At 31.9% G+C, this 4,231-nt stretch carries 1 protein-coding gene; it reads right to left on the bottom strand.

Annotated features, from left to right (window positions below; genetic code table 4):
- Positions 1-4,231: DUF1410 domain-containing protein (locus MOSC01_RS0103695; protein ID WP_029513122.1), on the bottom strand; the 4,231-nt coding region annotated here is incomplete at both ends.

Here is a 4,231-nt window from a genome sequence, read left to right as displayed (position 1 = left end):
CCTGAAACACTTCCTTCAATTTTAGAATTTGTCCCTGGATCACTAACTTTAATTGCAAAATCTGAAAATTTTTGATTTGTAGTTGGAGTAGTTTTTGTAGTTGGATCAACTTGGTACTGAGTTGCAACAAAACCAGAAATTGTTTGTTGTGTTTCTTCTATATCAGCTCAAGTTAGACTAATGAGTTTGTAAATTGCATTTTTTTCTAGATTTTCAAGTTCAAAACTAACTTTGGAATTTTGAATTTTTGCTTGTTTTTCAACATTTTGACCTGTCTGGGTACTTAGGTCTGTTCCTTTTGAATCGACTAGTTTTTGTAAATTTACTTTAACGTCACGACCTTCAAAACCACCTTGGGCAATGTCTCTTCCGGCAAGTGGGTCTCTAATTGTAAAATTAGCCAAATATTTTGTTTCAGAAATTTTATCAATTGAATAAGAAATTACTTCTGGCTTGGTGGCAAAATAAAGTTTTGACAAAACCTCTGGAGTTGTGGTTGCTGTTCCTTGATTTCGAGCTTGCTGAGTATCGCTAAATTTGAAAGTTTTTAGTCTTTTTGGTGCACCATCAACTTCTGGGGTAATATCTTCAACTTTTGTCAGAACATACAAACTTCCTGGACTAACTGAATCAAGGCTAAAATCAAGTTTTGGACTTGTATTTTGAGCTGGAGTGTCAAATTCTTTTTGCGCGCTAACTTGGTGCCCGCTTTGACTATCTTGGAAAGTAAATTGGAGTTTTCTTTTTGTATTAGCACCACTTTGGTATAAAAATTTCTCATCTTGGGCAAAACTAACACTAATATCAGCGCTTGTATTATCAGATTTATAACTAATATTAGTAATTGTTGCTGATTCGGCATCAAGGACAAATTCTTTAGTTATTTTTTGATTTGGTTGTTGGGTACTAAATCCATCAACTTCAGCTCCACCTTGAATTTGGTTAGGTTGAATTTGAGTTGGCAAACTATCAAGAACTTTTAGCTCTTCAATTTCATATGAACTTGCTTTTTCTAAACCGCTAATGTCAAAAACGGCATTACCATTAATTATTTCAGCACTATAAACACTTGGAATTTGCGACTGAGGTGGTTGGCCAATTTTTGATTTAATTTTAATTTGTAAAAATTTATTATTTCAATTAGCGCCATTGTCATTAAGTTTAATATTAATTTGAACAGAAGTCTCAGAAGTTGAAACTGGTAAAATTTGGGCTAGATTTGGTGTTGGTGAGAAAAATTGTTTTTCAAAACCGGCCTGAGTATTAGGTGATCTGTCAAATTCAAATTTAAATTCTTGTTTTTTTAAATCAAGTTCATTTCGTACTTGGGTAGTTTCTTCTTTGAGTTTAACACTTTCAATTTCGTATTTATCTCCAGGCGATAAATCAGTTAAATCAAAACTAATTGTTTTGGCTGCCTGATCAACAGTTGCTTCAACTTGTTTAGTTTGGCTAGTTTGGGTTGATAAATTTTTATAGCTAAGTTCAATTTGTTTTTGACCTAAATAATCATCAATATTATCAAGAGTAAGTTTAACTTTTAGCGATGTTGTTGTGACTGACTCAGTTTCAATTTTGACAATCATTGCGCTTTTAGCGCTTGTTATAAATGATTTTTTATCCTCAAGACTTGCATCAGTTTCAAGAAGCCCAATTTCTTCTTCGACTATGCTTTGAGCATCAACATTAACTAAAACTGGATCTAAACTTCGTTTTGAACGTCTTGAAGCAAAAGTCGCAACACCAGGATCGCCAGTTGGAGTAACTGGGTTTTCAAATTTAACTGATTTGATTTTATATTTTGTTGCTTTTTCTAAGTTTAAAAAGGTAAAATCGTAAATTCCATTAAGACTTGAGCCACTAAGAACTAAATTTGATTGAGTTGCACCTGCTGGTGTTGTAGATAGAGCAGAGCTTGATTCTATTTTTTCGAGTTCAACAGTTAATTTTTTACCTGCCGTGTATCTTCCACCATCTTTGAGTTCAAGTCTGAGGCGAGCTTGGGTTTCAACTTCTGTGTCAATTTCGATTTTTGAAATTACAGCAGAAGTTGCAATTATTTGATCCTTGTAAAAATCAAGATCATCTAAATAAATATCAACTTTTGGTGTTTTGTTGTCTTCACCTTCAGTTTGAACTTGTTCAAAGCCAAGAATTACATATTGTTGACCGTTTTCAAGACCTGTTAGTTCAAAAGATGTTTTTTGGCTATCAACATCAGTTTTTGCTTCAACGATTTGTTCTTCTTCTTGGCCACCATATTTTTTATAGCGAACTTTGAGTTTATTTTTATTAAGGAAATCATCAAGTTTTTCAGACTGGCCAGGGTTGTTTTGAATTTGGCTAAATTCTTTACCAAATTCAATTTCAAATTTAGCAGTGTTTTTTGTTCGATCTGTTAGTTCAAGTTTTGTTACATTTGCTGTTTTTGGAATGGTAGAAAATTCTGATTTTTCTGGTAAATCAAGTAAATTATCTTTAAATGGAATTGTGTTTGTAGTTTGACTTGCATCAAATAGTGAAACTGATCTTTTTGTACGGGCAAAAGTTTGAGCTGTTACGGTCTGAGGGCTGGAATCGCCAATTTCGATTGAATTTTTATCAATTTGGTAAAGACCTTGTTTGTACAGGTTGGTAATGTCAAATGAAATTCGGTTAGAATTTACTTTTGTAGAAATGTTTCCTTCTTTGAATTTAGCTTGTTTTGCTTCTTCTTCAGAGCCATTTTTTGCTTTTAATTTATATTTAAGTGTTGCAGTTTTACCATTAAAGACACCTTTTGCATCAGCTAAAATGAAAGTAGCAATTACACGTTGCTCATAAGAATTATCATAACCAACTTCAACAATTGCACTCTGGGTAAAAAATGATGTCTGATTTGAGTCAACAGCACTATTAGCATCGCCAAATAAAATGTTTCTTTCAGAAACTAGTGTGTTTTGACCTTGTTGGAAGGTTTCGATTTCTTTTACTAAGACAACAGAATTAATGTTGTATTTTGAACCAATTTCGAGATCACTAAGGTCAAAAGTTAAGGAATTATCAGCATTTTGCTGGTTTGACTCAACAACAGCTGATAAAAGTTTTGATGAGCCTGCAAGCGAATAATAAATTTTTACTTTGTCTTTACCAATTGCTTTAATTGTCTCAGGACTAAAGGTTACTTTTAATTTAGCGCTTGTTTGTTGTTCTTCAATATTTTCAATTTTAGTTAAAACTAAAGGTGCATGAACTCCAAATATTTTTTGGGCTTGACTAATTGTTTTGGAAACTTTCAGAATATCTGAATCACCTTTTGAAGATTGATAATTATCAATTTCAATTTTTTCAATTAAATAGTCTTGCCCTTTTGCAAGTGAATTTACTTCTAAATTTGCAATTATTGAATTATTTTCAATAATTGCATCAATAGTTTTGACAGCTCCGCCAGGTTTTAATTCTGAATAGGTAATTTTGGCTGTTTTTAAAGATTCAAGAATATTTTTAAAAGCAATATTAAGTTCAACTGCAGAGTCAGATTTTGAAATATAAGTAATTGAACTAACAGCCGGACGGGTAGTCCAAGTAAGTTTATTAGCGCTAATATTAGGACCAAAATTTAAATATAATTTATTAACAAATTCATTTGTTGAATCAGCAATTCCAACTGAGTCAATTAAATAATTAGTTCCCGGTTCAAGATTAATTAAATCCCAACTAAGAACCAATTTGTCGCCATTAATTTTAAAAGCTTGGGCCTCAGATTTAATTAAATTACTTGATCCGGCGACTTTAAAATATAAAGTTGCAATTTTATCTTTAATAAAATCATCAACTGAATCAAGAATCATACTAACACGACTAAGATCTTCGGTAATTCGGTCAACAACAACTGATTCAACCATCGCGCTTGTTGCATTAGTAAAGAACTTTTTCTGTTTTTGGTCAAAATTTTGGGCAAAGAAAATTTGACTAGTCTGCGGCTGACCACTTTCATCAAAATTTGTGGCATTTTCAACAATTTCAAGTGATGAAATTGTAAAATGCTTTTCTTTTGGTAAATTTTTTGCTAACGAAAATAGTTTGTTTCCAACAACTTGCGCTGAACTTGAGAGCATTTTTGTAGGTTGATCATCAGCAAAGAAATTAATTTTTACTTCTTTACCATTTAACATTAATGATTGGTCATTAAATTTAATATCAAAACTTGAGGTATTATTTGCATCAACAAAAGTTCTAATTCGGGCAATTT

This window comes from Mesomycoplasma ovipneumoniae SC01 (assembly GCF_000218525.1).
Classification (GTDB): Bacteria; Bacillota_I; Bacilli_A; order Mycoplasmatales; family Metamycoplasmataceae; genus Mesomycoplasma; species Mesomycoplasma ovipneumoniae_A.
The sequence above is the reverse complement of the archived record's forward strand: the minus strand, read 5'-3'. Positions and strand labels throughout refer to the sequence as shown.